The following is a 17444-nucleotide window of genomic DNA, read 5'->3' on the forward strand; positions in this document are numbered from 1 at the left end:
CGACGCTCCCTCCAAAAGCAGGTCGGGACGGAGGGATGGCCGCCAAACCGTCGAACAAAGGGATGGCCGCCTTGAAAGGCCCCTTGACAGCGAAAGCCCCATACAAGGTGGCCCGGCGAAGCTGGGACGGAGAGGGGGACGACAGTCGCGAAGCCCGAACCGGTGAGGGACTGGGCGCAAGACCGGCCATGATGCAACCCTATCAGGCGCCTTGAGATAACGAACTCCCAGACGCCGCGAAGGCCCCTCTCCGTCCCGGCTTCGCCGGGCCACCTCTCCCCACTCCGTGGGGCGAGGAACCCAAGTTCTGCTAAGTTGCACGCTCGGGCGCCGAACGAATCTCCTCTGCCCAGGGAGACAGATGGCTCACCCGTCCGCCTCCTATTCCGCCGCCACCTTGGCCATCGGGTTGTTCGGATGCGTTGTCCAGTTGGCGTAGACCGGCGATACCGGCCTGCCGGTGCGCTGGTCCATCACGCCGGCCGCCAGCGGCTCCATGGTGATGCAGTTCTCGATCGGGCAGACATTGACGCAGAGATTGCAGCCGACGCATTCAGCTTCGATCACTTCGAAATGCCTGACGCCATCGACGATTGCGGTGATTGCCTGGTGCGCAGTGTCCTCGCAGGCGATGTGGCAGCGGCCGCATTTGATGCAGGCCTCCTGGTCGATATGCGCCTTGGCGATGTAATTGAGGTTGAGATACTGCCAGTCGGTGACGTTGGGCGTGGCGCGGCCGACGATGTCGTCGAGCGAGGCATGGCCCTTCTCGTCCATCCAGTTTTCCAGGCCGGCGATCATCTCCTGCACGATCTTGAAGCCATAGGTCATCGCCGCCGTGCACACCTGAACATTGCCGGCGCCGAGCGCCATGAATTCGGCGGCGTCGCGCCAGGTGGTGATGCCGCCGATACCGGAGATCGGCAGCCCATGCGTTTCCGGATCGCGGGCGATCTCGGCGACCATGTTCATGGCGATCGGCTTCACCGCCGGGCCGCAATAGCCGCCATGCGAACCCTTGCCGTCGATCGTCGGCTCCGGTGCGAAACTATCGAGATTGACGCCGGTGATCGAATTGATGGTGTTGATCAGCGACACCGCGTCGGTGCCGCCGGCAAGGGCGGCACGCGCCGGCTTGCGTATGTCGGTGATGTTGGGCGTCAGCTTGGTGATCACAGGCATGCGGGTGTTGGCCTTGCACCAGCGCACCACCATTTCGATGTATTCCGGCACCTGGCCGACCGCCGAGCCCATGCCGCGCTCCGACATGCCATGCGGGCAGCCGAAATTGAGCTCGATGCCGTCGGCTCCCGTCTCCTCGACCACCGGCAGGATCGCCTTCCACGCATGCTCCTCGCAAGGCACCATCAGCGAGACGACAATGGCGCGGTCGGGCCAGTCCTTCTTGACCTGCTTGATCTCGCGCAGATTGACCTGCAGGTCGCGGTCGGTGATCAGCTCGATGTTGTTCAAGCCGAGCAGGCGGCGATCGGCGCCCCAGATCGCGCCGTAGCGCGGGCCGTTGACGTTGACCACCGGCGGGCCTTCCTCGCCGAGCGTCTTCCAGACAACGCCGCCCCAGCCCGCTCTAAAGGCGCGGATGACGTTGTAGGCCTTGTCGGTCGGCGGCGCCGAAGCAAGCCAGAACGGATTCGGCGATTTGATGCCGACGAAATTGTTGCGAATGTCTGCCATGCTCATGCCCTCCCGTTCGAGGTCAGTGCCCGGTGGATCGATTCGGCTGCGTCGCGGCCCTGTGCGACGGCGGAGACTGTCAGGTCGTCGCCGCCAAAGATGCAGTCGCCGCCGGCCCAGACATTGGCCAGCGAGGTGCGGCCTTCGGCATCGACCTTGATGCGGCCGGCTTCCAAAGCAAGCAAGGCACCGCTGCCGTTCAGCGCAGCCGGGACAAAGCTCTGGCCGATCGCCTTGAACACCTGGTCGGCGGTAAGCGTCAGCCGCTCGCCGGTGCCGACGAGCTTGTCGCCATCCATCGCCGTGTATTCGAGTTCGATGCCCGACACCTTGCCGCCTTCGGCGATGACCCGCTTCGGCTGCAGCCAGTGACGGATGATGACGCCGTTGGCGGCGGCCAGATCCTGCTCGAATTCGGAGGCGTTCATGTGCTCCTGCCCGCGCCGGTAGCAGATCGTCACCTCTTCGGCGCCGAGCAGCTTGGACTGCACCGCCGCGTCGATCGCCGTCATACCGCCGCCGATGACGACGACGCGCCGGCCGACCGGCAGGCTGGCAAGATCGCTTGCCTGGCGAAGCTCCGCTATGAACTCCACCGCATTGGTGACGCCTTGCGCGTCCTCGCCGTCGGCGCGCAGCGCATTGACGCCGCCAAGCCCCATGCCGAGAAACACCGCGTCGTAATTCCTGGTCAGGTCCGACAACTGGTAGTCGCGGCCGAGCGCCTTGCCTTTCTGGATGTCGATGCCGCCGATCGACGTGATATAGTCGACCTCGGCCTGGGCGAAATTGTCGATGCTCTTGTAGGCGGCGATGCCGTATTCATTGAGGCCGCCGGCTTTCGGACGGGCTTCCAGGATGGTCACGTCGTGACCGTGGCGGGCGAGCCGATGAGCGGCGGCAAGCCCGGCCGGTCCGGCGCCGACGACGGCGACCGTCTTGCCGGTCGGGGCGGCGCGCGGGTAAAACTGCTTATTCTCAGCCATGGCGACATCGGTGGCGTAGCGCTGCAGGCGGCCGATCTGCACCGGCTTGCCTTCCGCCACTTCGCGCACGCAGACTTCCTCGCACAGCGTCTCGGTCGGGCAGACGCGGGCGCACATGCCGCCCAAAATGTTCTGGTCGAAAATCGTCTTGGCCGAGCCGATCGGATTGCCGGTCGAGATCTGGCGGATGAACAGCGGGATGTCGATCGAGGTCGGGCATGCGTTCATGCACGGCGCGTCATAACAGAAATAGCAGCGATCGGACTCGACCAGCGCCTCGTGATGATCGAGCGGCGGATGCAGGTCGGAAAAATTATCCGCATATTGTTCAGGCGAAAGCCGGCCGCCGGCAATGCCCTGCTTGAAATGACCAGTCGCCATTCCGCTTCCCCATTTCTTGTGGTTTTGGGGAAGGCTAACACGTTTTGTTTTTTTATCAATTGGTCAATTTTCAGCCAAGTTGCTGAAAACGCTTAATAAAAATATGATAATTGTAGTCATGTTTTCGAGATGTGCGAGCGATCACGACGCAGACAGGAGGCCCATTCCGGGGGCACGACCATGGATCGACCTGATCTCGTTCGCGACCAGTTCCTGCAGCCGCCACAGATTGCGGTCGCGAATGCCGAATTCTTCCAGGTGACTGACGGTATTATAGAGGTATTCGGCGCCCGACCCGACATGCCCGCACGCCCGCGCCAGCACTTGGGCCACCCTCTCCAGCGGCTGGTTGAGCGACGTCCCCCTGCCGGTCACACCGACCCAGAAGCCCAGCGCCCGCAGTGAACCTTGAGCCGTACGCACCGGAAGCCATCTGACTGAACCAATACTCTCGTGATCGTCGATCTCGCGCCGCAACAGTCTTTCGATCTGGAGCGGTTTTTCGCCTTCCGGCAAGCGGTAGATCACCCCGTTGCACCGCCCGCCCCGTTCGAGCGCCATCATCAAGCCCGGCTGCTCGGCGCTGCCGCGCCAGCGGACCATGTCGAGGCAGAAGGACCGATGCCAGCCGAAAGCGGTGGCTCGTTGTTGTTCGACGGACTCGAAAGCCGGCTTCCAGATCAGCGAGCCATAGGCGAACACCCACAAGGGGCCCGCGTCTGCTCCATCAGATAGCCGCGACGCGAGGGTTTGGAAATCCTCATCGTCCAGTTGCGTCCAGCTGCCATCGGGACCGGGATCGGCCTCCTCCGATGGCATGGCGCGACAGGCTCTGAAGTGAGCGACATCCGACGCATGGATCAACACCCCCCGTTGACGATAAGCAAAGTCGAAAACCGCAGCATGCGCAAGATTGCGAACGAGGGGTGCCTTGCCGCCATCGATTTCTGGCCCAGATGTCGGAATTCCGTCGCGAAGATCATCCTAGAATGGATCACGCATGATCGATCACTGGAAACCCAAGGAGTACGACAATGCCAAAGTCTCCGATGTCCTTTTTCTGGTACGAATTGATGACCACCGACCTCGACGCCGCCGAGGCATTCTATACCGACGTGGTTGGCTGGAAGGCGCAACCCTTCGAGGGCGCGCCCGGCATGCCGCGCTATATCGTCATGAATATCGGCGAGCGCGGCGTCGGCGGGCTGATGGCGCAGCCTGAGGACGTGCGCAAGATGGGCATGCCGCCGGCCTGGGTCGGCTACATCCACACCAGGGATGTCGACGCTTCGACGAAATCGTTGAAGGAAGCCGGCGGTACGGTTCACCGCGAACCCGATGACATTCCGGGCGTCGGCCGTTTTGCCGTCGTCGCCGATCCGCAAGGCGCGGCCTTCAACTTCCTGCAGCCGGATGGCCCCGACCAGCCGCCGATGCCATTGGCGACGCCCGGCAATATCGGCTGGCATGAACTCTACACGACCGACTGGCGGGCTGCGTTCGATTTCTATGCCGGGCAATTCGGCTGGACGAAGGGCGACGCCATGGATATGGGGCCGATGGGCATCTACCAGCTCTTTGCCGCCGGCGGCGAACCTATTGGCGGCATGATGAACAAGCCCGAGCAGATTCCCGTGCCGGCCTGGTTGTTCTATTTCAATGTACCTAGCATCGACGCGGCAGCCAAGCGCGTGACCGACAATGGCGGCAAGATCGTGATGGGTCCGATGGAGGTCCCCGGCGGCAGCTGGATCGTGCAGTGCACGGACCCGCAAGGCGCCCATTTCGCGCTGACGGCGCCGGTCAGGTAGGCGTCCTGACCAACCGAGTGCTGCCGCTGGATCATTCCAGCGTCAGCACTTGACTTGAGACCGGCCTTTGGCGCCGCTGAGTTGGACGGTCGCGGCACCCGCCGCAAGCTTGAAAACGCACGCTTTTGCAAATGCCAGGACAGGTTTCCACGCCGCTGAAATCGACCGAGCGAACAGCATGGCCTGAATTGCCTCAGGGCGCAAAATCATTCCGGCGCCAGCACCGCAATCTTAAGGGTCTCTTTCTTGGCGCCGCTCAGCTGGATGGTCGCCGGGCCGGCGGCCAGCTTGAAGCGCACGCTCTTGCGGATGCCCGGACAGGTCTTAATACCACTGAAAGCCGCCAACTTCACGGCTTTGCCGTCCTGAACGATATCGATCCAGGCCTCATCAGACAGGCTGATCTGGAGCTCTCCCTCCGGGGGCACGGCCACGTTTGCCGTTGCGCCGAACGTACCGGCTGCCGGCGCGCGTTCCGGCGGAGCGGTGAAGCTGATCGCGTCGACCGGCGCCAATGCCACATCTGCAGCCTCGCCGACCGAAAGGTCAGCCCCGGACTGCGCAGCGGGCGCCGCCGCAAACAGCGCCTCCTCCCGCGTCACCGGCCATTTGAAGGCAGCACAGCCGGCGTCGTCGGCCATGGCGACGCTGGTGCCTGCAAGGATAGCGAATAGGCTGACGACGACTTTTCTCATGGCAACGGAACCCACATGGTTTGGAGTGTCTGGATATCAATACAACTATAGAGATATAAATACAACCCTAGCGAGAAAAAATATTAAAGGACGAGGGACATTTCCAATCACCGATTGTTGATGGCAGGCCATGCGAAGTGAATGGTCCCTTGCCGGGCGATAATTCATGGCCGGTTCGGGGTAAGATGGAGTTTTTCGACGGCCTTGCCAGATATCAGCCGCAGGCGCTGGGGGTTCTGCGCATCATGACCGCGTTGCAGTTCATCGAGCACGGCACCCAGAAATTGTTCAATTTCCCGGTCAGCGAACACGCCGGCACCCTGAGCGGCCTATCGCTGACCGCGGGCATCCTCGAATTCGTCGGCGGCATCCTGCTGGTATTGGGGCTTTTCACCAGGCCGGTCGCATTTCTTCTCAGCGGCGAGATGGCGATCGCCTATTTCATGGCGCACATGCCGCGCGATTTCTTCCCCGTCAACAATGGCGGCGACGCGACGATCTCGTTCTGCTTCATTTTCCTCTATCTGGTGTTTGCTGGTCCCGGCGCCTTGGCGCTGGACAACTGCCGCAGCGCTTGAGCCGCCACCAGCGGCGCCTTTACCCCCGCATCCGCTCGAGATTCGCGTCGAACAGCGGTGTCGGCTGCACGCGCGCGGGATAGCGCTTACCCAAGAGCTCGATCTCGAAACCGTCGGCCTCATCGGCGATTTCCTTCGGCACGTAGCCCATAGCCACGGACGTCTTCGAATGATGCGCGTAGCCGCCTGACGTGACCCAGCCGCGCACGACGCCGTCGAACCAGATCGGCTCGTCACCGATGACGTCGGCGTCTGCCGTATCGACGACAAAGGCACGCAGCCGCAGCTTGCCGCCTTGCCGGCGCTCGGCGAGTGCCGCCTGCTGGCCGATGAAATCGGTTTCTTTCCCGTAGGCGACGAAGCGATCGAGCCCGGTCTCCAGCGGACCATAGGTCGGCCGGTATTCGCGCGCCCACGAGCCGTAGTTCTTCTCCAGCCGCAGCGCATTGAGTGAGCGCGAGCCGAACAGGCCGATGCCGAATTCTTCGCCAGCCGCCATCAGGGTCTGGTACGTGGCACGCTGATATTCCGGCGCCACCCAGATCTCGTAGCCGAGATCGCCGGTGTAGCTGACTCGGCCGACCAGGCACGGCGCCATGCCGATATCCACCTTGCGGACGGCCATGAACGGAAACGCCGCATTCGACACATCCGCCCGCGTGACTTTTGCCAGCACGTCCCGCGCCCTCGGACCGGCAATCGACAGGCCAGTCAGTCTCGCCCCGAGCGCCTCGATATGGACCGAGCCATCTTGCGGCAGATGCGCCTCGAACCAGCGCATGTGATACTCCTCGGCAATGCCGGAACCGGCGAGGAACCAGCCCTCCCCGTTGGAATTGGGGCTGCCGAGATTGGCCAGCGAGAAATCGCCGATCAGTCTGCCGTCTTCCTTCAGCATCGGCGCCAGCGTCATGCGGCCGGATTTTGGCAGCCTGCAGGCAAGCAGGCGGTCGAGCCAGACCGCCGCGCCCTCGCCCGTCACCCTGTATTTGGCGAAGCTCGAAATCTCTGACAGGCCGACACTTGTCCGCACTGTCCTCACCTCTTTTGCGACATGCTCGAAATCGCTCGAGCGTCGCCACGAGAACTTGTCCCTGACGCCCTCGGGCGCATACCACAGCGGCACCTCCAGCCCATAGGCCACGCCCCATTGCGCGCCCTTGGCCGACAAAAGGTCGTAGACCGGCGTGGTCTTGAGCGGCCGCCCGGCAGGCAGCTCCTCATTGGGGAAGCGGATGGAAAAACGCCGCGAATAATTCTCGCGCACCTTGGCGTTGGTGTAGGCCATCGTTGCCCAATCGCCGTAGCGCGAGACATCCATCGCCCAGATGTCGGCGCCTGGATCGCCCTCGATCATCCAGTTCGACAGCGCCAGGCCGACGCCGCCGCCCTGTGAGAAACCCGCCATGACGCCGCAGGCGACCCAGAAACCCGGCAGGCCGCGCACCGGCCCGACCAGCGGGTTGCCGTCGGGCGCGAAGGTGAAGGGGCCGTTGATGATCTGCTTGATGCCGGTGTTCTGGAAGGCCGGAAAATGGCGGAAGCCGACTTCCAGCGATGGCGCGATGCGGTCGATGTCAGGCTCCAGCAGTTCGTGGCCGAAATTCCACGGCGTGGTAAATTCGGACCATGGCTTGTTGGCCTTCTCATAGGTACCCATCAGCATGCCGCCGCGCTCCTGGCGCAGATAAAGTTCGCCGTCGAAATCGACCGCGTGGATGATCTCCGTGCCGGTCTTCTGGTTCCAGGCGGCAACCTCCGGCATGTCCTCGGTGATCAGGTACATGTGCTCCATGGCCAGCACCGGCAGTTCCAGCCCGACCATGCGGCCGACCTCGCGCGCCCACAGGCCGCCGGCGTTGACGACATGCTCGGCCACCACCTCGCCCTTGTTGGTGATGACGCGCCACAGCCCGTCGGCGCGGCGCACGATGTCCTCGACCTTGGTGAAGCGTTCAACCTCGGCGCCGAGCTTTCTCGCCGCCTTGGCATAGGCGTGGGTGACACCCGATGGATCGAGATGACCGTCCTCCTTGTTGCGGACGGCGCCGACGAACTGCTTCGGGTCGAGCAGCGGCATCAATTCGGCCGCCTCATCAGGTGAAATCTCCTCGAGGTCGATGCCGAGATAGCGGCCCTTGGCGACGACGCCGCGCAGCCAGTCGAGCCGCGCCTCGGTCGCCGCCAAAAGCACGCCGCCGGTCAGGTGGACGCCGGTCGCCTGGCCCGACAGCTCCTCGATCTCCTTGTAGAGCGAGATCGTGTATTTCTGCAGCTTGGCGACGTTGGGATCGCCGTTGATTGTGTGCATGCCGCCGGCCGCATGCCAGGTCGAACCGGAGGTCAGCTCGTCACGCTCCAGAAGCACGATGTCGGTCCAGCCGTGACGGGCGAGATGGAACAGCACCGAACAGCCGACGACGCCCCCGCCAATGACCACGACCTTTGCATGCGATTTCATGGATTTTCTCGTTATTTCAGGAAGTTGGAGGGGAACGATGAATCGGGGTGGGAGGAGCCAAGCCACACGAACGCAAGCCTTCGACCATCACGGCTCGCCCTGCCCGATCGCTTCCTTGCGCCTGGCCACATACGCCTCCAGCGCCTCGCGCACGGAAATATCCATCGCCGGTTCGACATGATCTTCCAGCGCTTTCTTCCACAGCCGCGTCGCCCGCGCCGTGGCGTCGAGCCCGCCGGCCTCCTGCCACGCCTCGTAGTTCTGCCAGTTGGAAAGCATCGGCTGGTAGAAGGCGGTGGCGTAGCGCTCCAGCGTGTGCGGCTCGCCGAAGAAATGGCCGCCGGTCGGCACCGCACCCAGCGCCTCGACAGCGAGTTCCGCCTCGTTGACTTCGATCGGGCGCAGAAACTCCATCATGTGCTGGATCATCTCGACGTCGATGATGAACTTTTCGAACGACGCGGTCAGCCCGCCCTCCTGCCAGCCGGCTGCGTGGTAGACGAGGTTGCCGTGGCCGAGCACCGCGCCCCACAGCGCCATCAGCGTCTCATAGGCGCCCTGCGCGTCGGCGGCGTTGGAGGCCGAGCCCGGCGTTGTCCGGTAGGGCAGTCCATAGCGCCGTGCCAGCTGCCCGGAGGCGATGTTGGCCTTGGTGTTCTCCGGCGTGCCGAAGGCCGGCGCGCCCGACTTCATGTCGACATTGGAGGTGAAGGCGCCATACATGACCGGGGCGCCGGGGCGGACAAGCTGCGTCAAGACCACGCCGAACAGTGCCTCGGCGTTCTGTTGCGCCAGCGCGCCGGCAAGCGTCACCGGGCTCATCGCCCCCATCAGCGTGAACGGCGTCACCGCGACCGATTGGCCGAACTCGGCCATGGTCATCAGCCCTTCGGCCATCATCTCGTCGAAGCGGCGCGGCGAGTTGACCGAGATGATGGTGGTGACGCCGGGGTCGTCGCGCATCTGATCGAGCGTCAGTCCGCGCGCGATTGCCATCATTTCGATGCCGTCGAACGCCCTGCCGCGGCCGATCGCCGAGACGTGAAAACTTTTGTCGGTCAGCGTCAGATTGGCGAAATAGGTGTCGAGGTGGCGGGAATTGGCCGGCAGTTCGACCGGCGCGCAGACCTGGTTGCCCAGCATGTGGATGCAGTTGAAATGCTGCGCCAGCCGGGTGAGATCGCAGTAGTCGCGCAGGTTTCCGGCGCGGCGGCCGCGTTCCATGTCGTGCACGTTGGGAGGTCCGGCGACGAGCGTAAAATTGATGGTGTTGCCGCCGAGATGAACGGCACGGACCGGGTTGCGCGGCGTCAGCGTATAGCTCGACCGCGTCGTCCCCAGTGCCTGGTCGACCATGCCGCGGTCGATGCGGACAGTCATCGACGCATGATCGACCTTGGCCCCAGCCTTTTCGAACAGCGAAAGCGCCCGCGAGCTCATCACCTCGATGCCGAAATTCTCCAGAATGTGCATCGACGCCTGATGGATCGCCTCGATCTGGTCGGCCGAGAGCATCGCCATTGGCGGATAGGGATTTGTCACGCGCCGCAGCGGCAGTTGCGGGATGGCGGCCGGCCCCCTGTTGCTGGTTCGCTCAGCGCCGCGCTTGCGTCTCGGTTCGGTCATGCGGCGCATCAAAGCGCCGGCACGACGATCGGGCTGTCAGAAATCCGCCACCCACGGGCGTGATTTTAGCCAAAGCGGCATTTTGGTAGCTTCATGCCGACAAAAGCGACGGAAAACGTCGGAATATCCATCTTCGCTCTGCCCGACCAAAGCGGCCGATGGGCCGTTAAGGAACGCAGCAAGATTCCTTTTATGTTTTCGGCCTAATCCTCTTCCAATGGGTAGGTCGAGTTTTAGTAAAATTGTAGCTGCTACCGTGCTGCTGGCGCTGTCGGCCTGCGCGACGCCGCCGAACCATATCAACGATGTCTGCGCCGTGTTCGACCAGAATGACGGCTGGTTCGACAACTGGCAGGCGGCGGCCGAACGCGCCGAACAGAAGCACGGCGTGCCGGTTCCCGTGCTGATGGCGACTGTGCGCAAGGAATCCGGCTTCAAGAGCAACGCCAGGCCGCCGCGCACCAAGCTTCTCGGCTTCATTCCCTGGAAACGTGTCTCCAGCGCCACCGGCTTCTCGCAGGCGCTTGACGGCACCTGGGCGCAGTATCAAAGCGAGACCGGCAGCTGGGCGGCGCGCCGCACCAGATTCGCCGATGCCGTCGATTTCGTCGGCTGGTATCATTCCAAGACCGCCGACACGCTCGGCGTCGCTCGCAACGACACCTACAACCTCTATCTGGCCTATTATCTCGGCTGGACGGCCTATGGCCGCGGGAACCGCGGCGATGCCGGGGTGCAGCGCTATGCGCGGGCCACCGAGCAGATGGCTCGGGACTACGCCGCGCAGCTACGCCAATGCGCGCCTTGACGGCGTCTCGGACCTAGCCATCCGTCAGCTTCGGCCTTTTGCCGCGTGGACGCTTGGGCGGAACGCCGGCAAAGCCCGGACCGACGCCGTGCGGCGCGTCGTCCGGTACGCCTTCATTGGCGGCATGCTCCTTGTCGAACTTGATCACCGGCTCCATTTTCGCCAGCACGTCGTCGGCAAGCCAGCACAGGCTCATATGACCGTCGCCGAGATTCTTCACTGGCGGCACCTGCGTCTCGCAAAGATTGTCCGGCACCAGCTTCTTGTAGCCGCAGCGCGTCTGGAACGGACAGCCGGTTGGCGGGTTCATCGCCGACGGAATGTCGCCTTCCAGCACGATGTGCTTCTTGATCACGCTGGTGTCGGCGATCGGAATCGCCGAGAGCAGCGCCTCGGTATAGGGATGATAGGGCGGCGAAAAGATCTGGTCGGTCGTGCCCTGCTCGACGATATAGCCGAGATACATGACGACGACGCGGTCGGCGATGTAGCGCACCACCGACAGGTCGTGGCTGATGAACAGCATCGTCGTCTTGTTCTTGCGCTGGATGTCCATCAAAAGCTCAGTCACCGCCGCCTGCACCGACACGTCGAGCGCCGAGACCGGCTCGTCGGCCACCACCACCTTGGCGTCGCCGGCAAAGGCCCGCGCCACGCCGATGCGCTGCTTCTGGCCGCCTGAAAGCTGGCGCGGCTTGCGGGTCTCGAACGCCCGCGGCAGCTTCACCAGGTCGAGCAGCTCCAGCATGCGCTTGCGGCGGTCGGCGACGGTGTTGCCGACATTGAATTTTTCCAGCGTGCGGATGATCTGCGAGCCGACCGTGTGGCTGGGGTTGAGCGTGTCGAACGGATTCTGGAACACCATCTGGATCGACGACACCGTCTCGACGCTGCGGTTCTCGACGCCGGTCGACTGGATTTGCTGGTTGCCGAGCGTCACGCTGCCCGAGCTTGCTGTCTCCAGTCCGAGCAGCACCTTGGCCAGCGTCGACTTTCCGCAACCGGACTCGCCGACAATGGCGACGGTCTCGGATTCTCGCGCCATGAAGGAGATCGTCTCGTTGGCCTTGACGACGCGGCCTTCGCTCGAGCCGAACACCTCGCTGCCGCCGACCTTGTAGTACTTTTTGAGATCCTCGATCTTGAGCACCGGCGCGCCGGGCTCGACGCGCTCGTTGACCTTCTTGGCGCCGGGCGGCAGCGCTTCCCAGTCGATCTCGTTGAAGCGCACGCAGCGCGAAAAATGGCCTTCATGGCCTTCGACCGCGATCATCGGGATTTCGGCGGCGTTGCAGACGCCCTCGACGAAATGGTGGCAGCGGGGGCCGAAATTACAGCCCTTCGGCCGCTCGTGCGGCAGCGGCAATTGCCCCGGGATGGAGATCAGAGGCCGCGAATTCTTGTCGGCGCCGGGCAGCGGGATCGAGCGGAACAGGCCCTGCGTGTAGGGATGGCGCATCCGGTCGAAGACGTCCTTGATCTTGCCGGTCTCCACCGCTTCGCCCGAATACATCACCGTGATGCGGTCGCAGGTTTCCAGGATCAGGCCGAGATTGTGCGACACGAAGATCATCGAGGTGCCGAACTTCTCGCCGAGCCCTTTGACCAGGTCGACGATGCCGGCTTCCACCGTCACGTCGAGCGCTGTCGTCGGCTCGTCGAGCAGGAGCAGCGCCGGCTTCGACAGCAGTGCCATGGCGATGACGATGCGCTGTTGCTGGCCACCGGAAAGCTGGTGCGGAAACGAGCGCATCATGCGCTCCGGATCGGGCAGTCTGACCGAGCGCACCATTTCCAGCGCGCGTTTGTAAGCCTCTTCCTTCGACACCTTGTCGTGGATCAGCGGCACTTCCATCAGTTGCTGGCCGACCTTCATCGCCGGGTTCAGGCTGGCCATCGGCTCCTGGTAGATCATCGCGATCTTGTTGCCGCGGATGGCGCGCAGTTCCTCGTCGGACAGCTCGCCCATGTCTTTGCCCTGGAACTTTATCCGGCCGCCGACGATCTTTCCGATGTTGGAGAGGTCGCGCATGATGCCGAGCGACACGGTCGACTTGCCGCAGCCGGATTCGCCGACGATGCCCATCGCTTCGCCAGGCATGACCGTGCAGGAAAAGTCCATGACGGCCGGTATCTCACCCTTGCGGGTGAAGAAGGAGATCGACAGGTTCTCGATCTCGATGATCGGCCCATTGGTCGGGTTGGTGGGATTTCGAACTGCCTCATTCATGGGTCGCTCCAATCCTTGTTCTTCTAAATAGGGTCGAAGACCCGTCCATCAATCTTTCATCGATTGTTCGCGCAGCGAGTCGGCCAGAAGGTTCAGCCCCAGCACGAACGACATCAGCGCGATCGTCGGCGGCAGCGCCGGGTGGATAAAGGAGCGCAGCAGCCGGCTGGCGTCCTTGATCGCGGTGCCCCAGTCCGGGCTTTCGGGCGCCAGCCCCAGGCCGAAATAGCCGAGCGTGCCGAGCAGGATCGTGGTGTAGCCGATGCGCAGGCAGCCATCGACGATCAGCGGCCCGCGCGCATTGGGCAGGATCTCCCACAGCATGATGTACCAGGGCGATTCACCGCGCGTCTGCGCCGCCGCAACATAGTCGCGCGTCTTGATGTCCATGGTGAGGCCGCGCACGATACGGAACACGCCCGGGCTGGAGGCGAACACCACCGCCACGAAGATGTTGAGCTGGTTGGGATCGATATGGATGATCCTGAACGGGTCGGCATCGAAGACCAGGCCGGCATAGACCCAGCCGCCAATAATCAGCGTCAGTCCCAAGAGGATGTAGAGGCGGTCGGGCCGTTTCTTGTAGCGCGTCCAGAACAGCACGCTGAAGAAGATGATCGGGAACAGGAAGAACAGGCCGGCCAGCGCATAGGGTATCGGCGTGTCCATGATGCCCGGCGTCACCAGCAGGTAGAACAGGAGGATCACCGGGAAGGCGAGCACCAGGTTGGCGAGGAAGGACAGCACCGTATCGATCTTGCCGCCATAATAGCCGGCCGGCAGGCCGAGCGTGATGCCGACCATCAGCGCGAAGCCGGTTGCCGCCGGCGCGATGATCAGCACGATCTGGCTGCCAAAGACCATGCGGCTGAACACGTCGCGGGCGAGCTTGTCGCCGCCGAAGAGGTAGACAAGTCCCGATTGCGGCTCGATCGCGCCCGGCAGCGCATCCTTCATGATCGCCACCTGGGCAAGCGGATTGAAGGGCGAGATGGTCGACGCGAAGATCGCCGTGAACAGCCAGAACAGGCAGATTCCGACGCCGACGATGCCGACGGCGCTGTCGAAGAGCTGACCATAGAGGCCAAGCCTCTTCTTGTAGGCGAAGCTCGTCCCCATCAACAGGACGAGAGCGATCCAGACCGGCCAGAAACGCGCAAGCACGCCAAGCACCACATTGAAGGCGCCGATATATTCAAGCAACATCCGCCCGATCCCCTATTGAACTCTGATACGCGGATTGAGAAACGCGTAGCCGACATCGGAAATGAGCTGCGTGATCAGGACGATGAGCACCGAGACCAGGGAGCAACCGAGCAAAAGATCGATGTCGTTGTTGCCGGCCGCCTCGACCAGTGTGTAGCCGAAGCCCTGATAGCGGAACATCACCTCGACGATGACGACGCCGGTGAGCAGCCAGGGAAATTGCAGCATGATGACCGTGAACGGCGCGATCAGCGCGTTGCGCAGCGCGTGCTTGACCACGACGCTGCCGAAGGAGAGGCCCTTCAACCGGGCGGTGCGGATATATTGCTGCGTCATCACCTCGACCATCGAGGCGCGGGTCATTCTTGCGATGTAGCCGATGGCGTAGATCGCCAGCGTCATGACAGGCAAGGTGAAGTTGTAGAAGGTGATGCCCCGGCTGGCCGAAGCCGCCGAACCGTTCAGCCAGCCGAGCCATGAGGCGAAGATGACGGTGAAGATGACGCCCGACACATATTCGGGCGTCGCCGTCGAGGCGATGGAGACGACGGATAACGTCCGGTCGGTTCGCGTGCCCTCGCGCATGCCGGCGAGGATGCCGATCAGCAGCGAGATCGGCACCATCACCACAAGCACCCAGAACATCAGTATGCCGGTGGCGCCGAGCGCCGGGAAAAGCTTCGACGCGACCGTCGTCTTGAATTTGGTCGAGCACCCGAAATCACCCTGCAGCACGCCGGAGAACGTCGGCTCGACTGGATCGTTGCAGAAGGAAAAACGTCGCGCGGGTTTGCCCGTTGCCGGGTCTGTGACCGGCTGTTTGGGCACGATACCCAGCCATTGGCCGTAGCGGGAGAAGAAATTCTGGCGGTAGCCATGGTTGACCAGCCAGCTTTCGAGCTGCTCGGCCGAGGTGTGCATTTCGGTCTGGCTGATGGCCAGTTTTTTCAGGTTGGGGTCGAGATTGATCAGGAAGAAGACGACCAACGTCAGGCACAGCATCGTCAATGCCATGGTGCCGAGGCGTCGAAGGATGAAGGAAAGCATGGCGGCCCCCTGCCGGTCTGGTTGGGGTTGAGGCCGGCTTGGAACCAACTCAGCCGCTTATCGGCAGAGCTGGCTGTCAAACGGACCCTCAGAATGCGATCAACCCTGTCTTATTGCACGCCCCTATCCGAAGAGTCCGCGCTTTTCTTGCTGCGCCTACTTTCGGTTCTGGAATCATGCATGGCGTGGGTGGAAGGGGCGAACCGCCCCTTCCACGATCGATCCGATCAGGCCTCGTCGAGCCAGACCTTGCCGTAGTCGCGCTCGAAGGTCGGGTGCATGGCGTAGTTCTTAACGGCAGCCACCGAGTGACTGTAGAGCTTGCGCCAGTAGGGCTGGATGATGATGCCGGAATCCTGCAGGATCTGCTCGATGTCCTTCATCATCTCCTTGCGCTTGGCGGCGTCGGCGACCGAAAGCGCGGCGTTGAGCTTGGCATCCCATTCGGGATTCGACCAGGCGGTTTCGTTCCAGGCTTCTCCGGTGCGGTAGCCGATCGCCAGAACCTGGACGCCGAGCGGCCGCATGTTCCAGTTGGTCATCGACAAGGGATATTTGGTCCAGTCGTTCCAGAACGTCGAACCCGGCAGCACCGTGCGCTTCACCTTGATGCCGGCGTCGCGCATCTGCGCGGCGATCGCATCGCCGGTGTTCTTGTGCCAGTCTTCGTCGACCGTGATCAGCTCGTGCTCGAAATCGGCCTGACCGGCTTCCTCCATCAGCGCCTTCGCCTTGGCCGGATCGCGGGCAATCTTCGGCAGCTCGTAATATTCCGGATGGATCGGCGAGACATGGTGGTTTTCGGCGACAGTACCGGCATCGCCACCGCCCAGCTGGAGCACGACAGCGTTGTCGACTGCGAGCTGCAGCGCGTTGCGGACCTTCTGATCGTCATAAGGCTTGTTGGCCACATTGGTGCGGCAGACGATGGTCGCTGCGGTGACCACCTCGTACTTGACCAGGTCGACACCGTCGAGGATCGACACATAGTCGGCCGACGTCTCGAAATTAGTATGGACCTCTCCGGATTCGAAGGCGCTGACCGTGGCCGCCGGATCGGTGCCGTAGTCGATGAACTCGATGCCGTCGAGAAAGACCTCGCCGTCCCACCACTTGTTGTCTTCGCGGCGCTTGTAGACCACTTTTTGGCCGACATCGTAGGAGACGAGTTCGAACGGGCCGGTGCCGATCGGGCAGGCTTTGAAATCACCACCCTTTTCGTCGAAGGTCTTGTGGACGATGAGACCGGGATAGTCGCACACATTGGGGATGAGCGCGATATCCGGCGTGCTGAGCTTCAGCTTGACCGTCATATCGTCGACCTTGGTGACTGCGCTCTCATCCAGCTTGTCGTCCTTGACCAGCGAGCCGAGACGACCGGGCATGGAATTGCCTTCGGCCTTCTTGTCGGCCCAACGCTTGAAGTTGAAGATGACGTCGTCCGCGGTGAACGGATCGCCGTTGTTCCAGGTGACGCCCTTGCGCACATGCAGCGTGTACTCGGTGGCATCGTCGTTGACGTCCCAGCTCTCGAGCAGATAAGGGCGGAACGTGTATTCGTTTGTGTACTTGACCAACGGCTCGAGTGCCTGGCGCTCGGCATTGGCGATTTCCGACCAGTCGGCCTTGCGCGGATCCTTCGCATCCTTGATCCACATAGCGACCTTCAGTATGCCGCCCTTCTTGCCCTGTACGTCCTGTGCTCTCGCCGGCGTCGGATCGGCGAGGCCGAGCATACCATAGGCCATCGCCGTGGACGCGCCGAAGACGCTGGCCAAAGCGAGAAACTCGCGGCGATCGACACGTCCGGCCCTGGCTTCTTCGGCCATTGCATGGATGTGATCCGGAACGCGATCGCCATTACTCTTGTAGATTGTCATCACGAACTCCCATTGTTGGCTTTCTGCCTTTTACCATTCC

12 protein-coding genes and 1 pseudogene are annotated in these 17444 nt (G+C 62.7%); 3 read left to right on the forward strand and 10 right to left on the reverse strand.

From position 1 onward, the window contains the following. Positions 1-381: 381 nt before the first annotated feature. The 3 genes and pseudogenes from preA to AC0L3N_RS23890 form a co-directional block, all read right to left on the reverse strand. Positions 382-1695 carry an NAD-dependent dihydropyrimidine dehydrogenase subunit PreA gene (gene preA / locus AC0L3N_RS23880; protein WP_473549805.1) on the reverse strand — a complete coding sequence of 438 codons (1314 nt, stop codon included), beginning with the start codon at positions 1693-1695 and terminating at the stop codon, positions 382-384. A gap of 2 nt (positions 1696-1697) precedes the next feature. Next, positions 1698-3062 carry an NAD(P)-dependent oxidoreductase gene (locus tag AC0L3N_RS23885; protein ID WP_473549807.1) on the reverse strand — a complete coding sequence of 455 codons (1365 nt, stop codon included), beginning with the start codon at positions 3060-3062 and terminating at the stop codon, positions 1698-1700. A gap of 141 nt (positions 3063-3203) precedes the next feature. Continuing rightward, positions 3204-3919 (reverse strand): annotated as a pseudogene (locus AC0L3N_RS23890) (gamma-glutamylcyclotransferase). Positions 3920-4096: 177 nt separating this feature from the next. On the opposite strand from AC0L3N_RS23890, the gene AC0L3N_RS23895 reads away from it, so the two are divergent. Continuing rightward, a complete protein-coding gene (locus AC0L3N_RS23895; protein WP_473549808.1) occupies positions 4097-4873 on the forward strand; it encodes a VOC family protein in 777 nt (258 codons plus the stop codon). A 206-nt stretch (positions 4874-5079) separates the two neighbouring features. Here AC0L3N_RS23895 and AC0L3N_RS23900 read toward each other — a convergent pair whose 3' ends face one another. Continuing rightward, the gene (locus AC0L3N_RS23900; RefSeq protein ID WP_473549810.1) at positions 5080-5514 is read right to left on the reverse strand and encodes a hypothetical protein; all 435 of its coding nucleotides are present in this window, start codon (positions 5512-5514) and stop codon (positions 5080-5082) included. 239 nt (positions 5515-5753) lie between these two features. Between AC0L3N_RS23900 and AC0L3N_RS23905 the strand changes: the two genes are divergently transcribed. Continuing rightward, complete coding sequence (locus tag AC0L3N_RS23905; RefSeq protein ID WP_473549811.1) at positions 5754-6146, forward strand: DoxX family protein; 393 nt, start codon at positions 5754-5756, stop codon at positions 6144-6146. Between the two features lie 19 nt (positions 6147-6165). Here AC0L3N_RS23905 and AC0L3N_RS23910 read toward each other — a convergent pair whose 3' ends face one another. Both AC0L3N_RS23910 and AC0L3N_RS23915 read right to left on the reverse strand, forming a co-directional pair. Beyond that, a complete protein-coding gene (locus AC0L3N_RS23910) occupies positions 6166-8607 on the reverse strand; it encodes a GcvT family protein (RefSeq protein ID WP_473549814.1) in 2442 nt (813 codons plus the stop codon). Positions 8608-8694: 87 nt separating this feature from the next. Next, positions 8695-10233 carry a trimethylamine methyltransferase family protein gene (locus tag AC0L3N_RS23915; protein WP_473549815.1) on the reverse strand — a complete coding sequence of 513 codons (1539 nt, stop codon included), beginning with the start codon at positions 10231-10233 and terminating at the stop codon, positions 8695-8697. Positions 10234-10450: 217 nt separating this feature from the next. On the opposite strand from AC0L3N_RS23915, the gene AC0L3N_RS23920 reads away from it, so the two are divergent. Next, complete coding sequence (locus tag AC0L3N_RS23920) at positions 10451-11041, forward strand: transglycosylase SLT domain-containing protein (protein ID WP_123152015.1); 591 nt, start codon at positions 10451-10453, stop codon at positions 11039-11041. Positions 11042-11054: 13 nt separating this feature from the next. On the opposite strand, the gene AC0L3N_RS23925 is transcribed toward AC0L3N_RS23920, so the two are convergent. From AC0L3N_RS23925 to AC0L3N_RS23940, 4 genes are all read right to left on the reverse strand, one after another. Then, positions 11055-13271, reverse strand: coding sequence for a dipeptide ABC transporter ATP-binding protein (locus AC0L3N_RS23925; protein ID WP_473549817.1), 2217 nt, complete (start codon positions 13269-13271; stop codon positions 11055-11057). Between the two features lie 48 nt (positions 13272-13319). Further along, positions 13320-14477, reverse strand: a complete 1158-nt coding sequence (locus AC0L3N_RS23930) for an ABC transporter permease (RefSeq protein WP_473549818.1) — start codon at positions 14475-14477, stop codon at positions 13320-13322. 12 nt (positions 14478-14489) lie between these two features. After that, positions 14490-15524, reverse strand: a complete 1035-nt coding sequence (locus AC0L3N_RS23935) for an ABC transporter permease (RefSeq protein WP_473549820.1) — start codon at positions 15522-15524, stop codon at positions 14490-14492. A gap of 227 nt (positions 15525-15751) precedes the next feature. Beyond that, complete coding sequence (locus AC0L3N_RS23940; protein ID WP_473549821.1) at positions 15752-17404, reverse strand: ABC transporter substrate-binding protein; 1653 nt, start codon at positions 17402-17404, stop codon at positions 15752-15754. Positions 17405-17444: the final 40 nt, after the last annotated feature.

It is taken from the genome of Mesorhizobium sp. WSM4807, from assembly GCF_055811615.1.

What these genes read in the sequence shown, in the direction of transcription:
- AC0L3N_RS23895 (WP_473549808.1), top strand. Translation starts at nt 4,097, where the DNA reads ATGCCAAAGTCTCCGATGTCCTTTTTCTGGTACGAATTGATGACCACC.
- AC0L3N_RS23885 (WP_473549807.1), bottom strand. Translation starts at nt 3,062, where the DNA reads ATGGCGACTGGTCATTTCAAGCAGGGCATTGCCGGCGGCCGGCTTTCG.
- AC0L3N_RS23940 (WP_473549821.1), bottom strand. Translation starts at nt 17,404, where the DNA reads ATGACAATCTACAAGAGTAATGGCGATCGCGTTCCGGATCACATCCAT.
- AC0L3N_RS23905 (WP_473549811.1), top strand. Translation starts at nt 5,754, where the DNA reads ATGGAGTTTTTCGACGGCCTTGCCAGATATCAGCCGCAGGCGCTGGGG.
- AC0L3N_RS23935 (WP_473549820.1), bottom strand. Translation starts at nt 15,524, where the DNA reads ATGCTTTCCTTCATCCTTCGACGCCTCGGCACCATGGCATTGACGATG.
- preA (WP_473549805.1), bottom strand. Translation starts at nt 1,695, where the DNA reads ATGGCAGACATTCGCAACAATTTCGTCGGCATCAAATCGCCGAATCCG.
- AC0L3N_RS23930 (WP_473549818.1), bottom strand. Translation starts at nt 14,477, where the DNA reads ATGTTGCTTGAATATATCGGCGCCTTCAATGTGGTGCTTGGCGTGCTT.
- AC0L3N_RS23925 (WP_473549817.1), bottom strand. Translation starts at nt 13,271, where the DNA reads ATGAATGAGGCAGTTCGAAATCCCACCAACCCGACCAATGGGCCGATC.
- AC0L3N_RS23900 (WP_473549810.1), bottom strand. Translation starts at nt 5,514, where the DNA reads ATGGCCGACGACGCCGGCTGTGCTGCCTTCAAATGGCCGGTGACGCGG.
- AC0L3N_RS23920 (WP_123152015.1), top strand. Translation starts at nt 10,451, where the DNA reads ATGGGTAGGTCGAGTTTTAGTAAAATTGTAGCTGCTACCGTGCTGCTG.
- AC0L3N_RS23915 (WP_473549815.1), bottom strand. Translation starts at nt 10,233, where the DNA reads ATGACCGAACCGAGACGCAAGCGCGGCGCTGAGCGAACCAGCAACAGG.
- AC0L3N_RS23910 (WP_473549814.1), bottom strand. Translation starts at nt 8,607, where the DNA reads ATGAAATCGCATGCAAAGGTCGTGGTCATTGGCGGGGGCGTCGTCGGC.